Origin of the sequence: Nocardioides sp. (assembly GCF_034670285.1) — a bacterium.
Classification (GTDB): Bacteria; Actinomycetota; Actinomycetes; order Propionibacteriales; family Nocardioidaceae; genus Nocardioides.
In genome coordinates, this window is the sequence record NZ_JAXMNS010000304.1 from 1 (window position 1) to 4,857 (window position 4,857).

The following is a 4,857-nucleotide window of genomic DNA, read 5'->3' on the forward strand; positions in this document are numbered from 1 at the left end:
CGCCGCGTAGATCGCGCACTCCTCGCGGCTGGCGTTCGAGCAGGGGCTCGTCGACCGGCCCAAGAAGGTCGTGCTCATCGACATGGACACCCGCGCCGGCCAGGTGGCCTCGCTCGTGGGCCAGTACATCCCCACCGCGCTCAACATCCGCGTCACGCCCAGCTGGGACGAGGAGACGATCCTCGCCAACCTGGTCCACGACGACCGTCTCGGCATCGACGCGCTGCTCGCGCCGGTGCGCCCGCGCACCGCTGACGACGTCGGCCCCGACTTCTACCGCCACGTCATCCGGATGCTGCAGCGCACCCACGACGTGGTGGTGATGGACACCTCCGTCAACTACCTCGACCCGCTCATCTCAACGGTGTGCCTGCCCGAGGCGACCGCCATCCTGTTCGTGACCACGCTGGCCACTACCTCGGTGCAGGGCATGGCGCGGGCGCTGCAGGAGATCACCCAGAGCACCGACAACGGCGGCATGGGGATCCCGCGCACCAAGATCGGCATCGTCGTCAACCAAGCGGTCACCGAGGTCGGGATGGAGCGCGACCAGGTGCTCCAGGCGGCCCTGAAGGTGCCGCTCATCGGGTCGGTCCCGTTGGCCACCAAGGACGTGCTCACCTGCACCAACTACAACCGGATGCACCGGCTGCTCGAGCACCCCAACCTCGGACCCGCCTACTTCAAGCTCGCCACCGCCTGCTTGCCCGACGTGCCCCTGCTACCGGTCGTCGACGAGGCCACGGCCGCGGCGGCCGTCACCGAGACGGTCCTGGAACCCACGGCGTCTGCCCGCGAGGTGGCGACGCCGGTGGCGGCCGTGGCCTCGTCGCCCGTCGCGCCCCGCACAGTCGCCGCCGTGCCGGCCGGATTGAACGACTCCTCGTCGGGCCACGACGTCGGTCGCAAACGTTCCTTGTTCGGCCGACCCTGACGTCGTACGTCGCCGCGAACCAGCCCACCACCTGAGGAGTCACCCGTGTCGATGCCAGACGAGCTCACCACGAGCCTGAGCGAGCGAGCCGCTGGGGCCGGTGACGAGGGGTCGTCCGCTGCGACTGCCGCGACGCTGAGCGCCGTCGGCTACGGCCTCTTCGCCTGGCTGCAGCCCGGCGGCCTCGAGTCGATCCACCCCATGCGGACCGTGACCGAGCTGGTGCGCGCCGAGGAGGCCGTCGTCGCCGACGCTGCGGCCGCAGTCGCCGGGCCGGCCGCCGCGGGCGGCCACGCCCCCGACACGCTGTTCGACGAGGACCTCGCCGCCGCTGAGCTGATGGCCGCGCTGGTGCCCGGCCACGAGCAACCGGATGCCGCCCAGGCGGAGCACGAAGCCACCGAGCCGGCACGAGTCGCCGACGGGTCGTCGTACTCCACGCCGCGCGACACAGTCGCCATGCTCGAGGAGATCGCCTTCCTCGACGAGTAGGCGAGGCCGACGAGAGAGGGGCGGGGGACCGGTGGTCCTCCGCCCCTTCCGTTGCGCCGGGCGCGACGGCCGGCCGGACTATCGGTCGAGCTCGCGGTAGTTGAACGTCTGCACGTCGAACAGCGAAGGGGACTGGTTGGCGAGGAAGCAGTCGTCCATGTAGAGGTCGGCGGTGCCCGTCAGGTCCAGCTCGTGGGCGTAGAGCGAGCCGGTGAAGAACGCCGTCCCGTTGGCCTTCAGCACCTTGCCGTAGGGGCTCCCGGAGACGAGGTAGAGCGACGCGAACATGTTCTGGTTGCCGTTGAGACGGGCGTTGCCGCCCTCGATGATGATGACCAGGGAGCGGGTGTCACACCCGGCGTCAGTGGTGCTCTGGTTGACCGGACGGCTCCAACCGGTCAGGTCCTTCAGGTCGACGACGCCGCCGGGGTTGCTCGCGGCGAGGTCGAAGTACATGACCGCGGAACTTTCTTCGGGCGAGCTCCAGCCGCTCGCGCTGGTCCAGTAGTTGTCCTGGCTGATCGCGATGGTGCGCAGCTGGTCGAGCTGGGACTGCGTGAAAGGCGGCTGGCGAACGTTGAACATCGACAACAGTGCGTTGTCGTCGGCCAGCTTGGAGGTCTGCGGGAAGTTGTAGGCGATGTGGGTGGGGTCGTTGAACTGGGGCAGGTTGCCGAACTGGGCGCGTGCGGAGTTGTAGCACGGCGTGCCCGCGAGCGAGCCCCCGTTGAGGTCCATGTCGTACTTGGACTGGGAGTAGGAACTGTTGCAGAAGCCCGCGTTGCCGCTCGTCGTCTCGTGCAGCGGCCTGTTGGTGTTAGGACAGAACTGGCCCGACCCGGCGTCGTCGTTGATCACCTGACTCGAGTAGACCGCCGCCGGAACTCCGTAGGCCTTGTCGATGCCCTCGAATTCGATCTTCGAGCGCTTGTAGATGCAACCCGTGGACAGGATGGACTGGTGGTGCACGCCGGCGTTGCCGCCGCCGGTCACCGTGTCGGCCATGATTCCGATCGGGACCTGGAAGGGGGTGACCGACACGTCCATCGTCACCGCCCGTGAGGCGGGGCCGCCGGCGCTGCCGGTCGAGTGGATCCGGTAGATCCCCGGTTTGTTCGCGGGGTACGGCGCGATCTTCTCGATCCACACGGTGTAGAACTGACTGCTCTTGCCGTTGATGGTGATCTTTTTGGGGTTGCTGCTGTTGCCGTACGGCTCGTTGGTGCAGGTCGGCGAGCACTTGTTGATGGTCCCGAGACCCGAGGAGCGCAGGTAGGTCACGCCTTGGGCCAGCCCGGCATCAGCGGCGTTGACGGCAGCGCCTGCCTGCTGGGCCGTGCGGGCCGAGCCGAGGTTGGTGATGGTGATGAAGGCCATCGACAGCGAGGCGACGGCCAGGAAGGCCGTGAGGATGATGACGGTGAGCAGCGCGAAGCCCTCGTCGCGCGGCGCTTCGGGGCTCGTCGGGTCCACCGGGTCGTAGGGCATGGTTCCGTCCTCAGCTCTGGGCCTGGTTCCGCAGACCTACCTCGGTCTGGTAGGTCTGACGGTGCTCGCCCTTCAGCACGGTCAGCGTGATCGAGACGAAGTCGATCTTGGTGAGCTCGGGCGCGTCGAGCACCCCGTTCTGGTTGCCGACACCCGTCGTCGCGTCGATCTCGCTCCACCGCGTGATGCCGTCGCCGTTGGTGTCGTACTGCCACAGCGACGAGCGGTAGTCGAGCGAGAACGCCGAGACGTCGTCGGACAAGATGGGCTGGGTCACCGCGTTGCCCGACGCGTCGTTGGCGGTCAGCGTGAGCTGATCGGTCGCCGGCAGGTACCGATAGGTCAACACCTCGGGGTCGGCCGCCGCGACGTCGAGGTTCTGGTTGCCGTTGAAGTCGACGCCGAAGGTCATTGCGACCTCGCCGTCGCTGGTGCTGGGGATGGTGACCGCGATGATCTCGCTGGCTTGGCGCAGCTCGCGCGTCAGCCGCTCCACGGCCACGCGGGACTGCTCGTTGATCGCGGTGAACTGACGGGTGTCCTTGAGGGCACGGCTGACCGTGATCGTCCCGCCCAGCACGAGCGTGAGGAGCGTCATGAACATCGTGATCGCGACCATCAGCTCGACGAGGGTGAAACCGGCGTCAGCCCGGTCCTCGGACGATGCCGCCGGCGCGGTGGAGGCGATCACCGGTAGTCACCGGCCTTGCACGACAGAGAGCCGACCTGCAGCGAGATCACGGAGGTGTCGTCGCCTCCGCGGGTCGGGACGGTGTCCACGGACACGATGCCCCGCAGCGCGGCCGTGGCGTCCTTGCCGACCTCCGACCGCACCACGTCGGCTGCTCCCAGCGACCGCCACGAGGAGATGTAGTCCCCGAGCGTGAGGCCGGCGGTCACCGGGGTGGTCAGCGGGACCGAGTCGAGTCCCGCGGCGGCGCCGGTGGTTTCCGTGATTGTCAGCGGAATGCTGTAGGCGCCCGAGGGCGTCATGTACCTCACCCGCACCTCGAAGTCCGCGGTGGCACTGGGTGTCGGGGTGCCGCCGGTCGTGGACACGGTGCACCGGGTCCGGGCCGCGACGAGGGCGATCCGCACGACGCCGTCGGGCGCGAAGTCGGTCGCGAAGAGCTTCACCGTGCTCGATTGCGCGGTCGCGCAGGTGTCGACGACGGACGTCGCGGCCTTGGTGGCGTCGAGGTAGCCGGTTGCGCGGAGCACCGCCGGGTCGCTGCTGGAGCCGAAGGCACAGCCCTGGACCCTCGCCTTGTCGGTCAACGAGCCGTCGAGCGAGACCATCGGTTGGTTGGGTTGCAGCCGCAGGGCGGCCTTCGGAGCCTGCTCGTTGGTGAAGGAGAACCCGGACGACGAGGTGCCCTGGGGGAAGCTCGAGGTCACTGGGGCAGCCGCCGAGCCGGCGATCGGGAGGCCGTTGGACGCCGAGGCGCCGACGTTGAGCGCCTGCGAGTTGCCGAAGCAGATGGTGGCGCACGAGCCGTTGAGGCCGGCTGCTACGCCGAACGCGTTGCCGGCGGTGACATCGGGCGGGGCGACCGCATTGGAGGACGCCGCCGTGGCCTGAGCGCCGAGCGAGTTGGCCGCCACGCCGGCGTTGGCGAAGGCGGAGACGCGCGAGCCCGTGTAGAGCTCGCCGGACAGGTTGACGACGCCGACATCGGCGGTCAACGTCGTCGTGGAGTCCGACGCCGAGGACACGCGCAACGTGGACACCTTGGCCTCGGAGACGATCAGGGGGGCCGCGGGGCTGATCCGGTCGACCTGCGAGTAGACGCTGGTGTAGCGACCGCCGTCCTGCGCGTCGTAGAAGACCGTCACCGTGATCGCGAGCTGCATCGAGGCCGGGATGTCGGCGCCGGCCTGCTGGGAGTTGTACGTCGGCCTCGGCGTCACGGCGGTGGGCGTGGAGGACGACGACAAGAACT

General features: G+C 68.8%; 5 protein-coding genes. 2 read left to right on the forward strand and 3 right to left on the reverse strand.

Translation table 11 applies throughout. The features are described from left to right. The first annotated feature begins 70 nt into the window (after positions 1 to 70). Both VOI19_RS14465 and VOI19_RS14470 read left to right on the forward strand, forming a co-directional pair. On the forward strand, positions 71 to 934 hold the full coding sequence (locus VOI19_RS14465) for a hypothetical protein (RefSeq protein WP_323793666.1): 864 nt from the start codon (positions 71 to 73) through the stop codon (positions 932 to 934). A 45-nt stretch (positions 935 to 979) separates the two neighbouring features. Continuing rightward, positions 980 to 1,426 (forward strand): hypothetical protein, encoded by a 447-nt coding sequence (locus tag VOI19_RS14470; protein WP_323793667.1) that lies wholly within the window; start codon positions 980 to 982, stop codon positions 1,424 to 1,426. A 78-nt stretch (positions 1,427 to 1,504) separates the two neighbouring features. On the opposite strand, the gene VOI19_RS14475 is transcribed toward VOI19_RS14470, so the two are convergent. The 3 genes from VOI19_RS14475 to VOI19_RS14485 all read right to left on the reverse strand — a co-directional run. After that, complete coding sequence (locus tag VOI19_RS14475) at positions 1,505 to 2,914, reverse strand: hypothetical protein (protein WP_323793668.1); 1,410 nt, start codon at positions 2,912 to 2,914, stop codon at positions 1,505 to 1,507. Between the two features lie 10 nt (positions 2,915 to 2,924). Continuing rightward, positions 2,925 to 3,605 (reverse strand): PilW family protein, encoded by a 681-nt coding sequence (locus tag VOI19_RS14480; RefSeq protein WP_323793669.1) that lies wholly within the window; start codon positions 3,603 to 3,605, stop codon positions 2,925 to 2,927. Further along, positions 3,602 to 4,857: hypothetical protein (locus tag VOI19_RS14485; RefSeq protein ID WP_323793670.1), on the reverse strand; the 1,256-nt coding region annotated here is incomplete at its 5' end. The genes VOI19_RS14480 and VOI19_RS14485, both read right to left, overlap by 4 nt.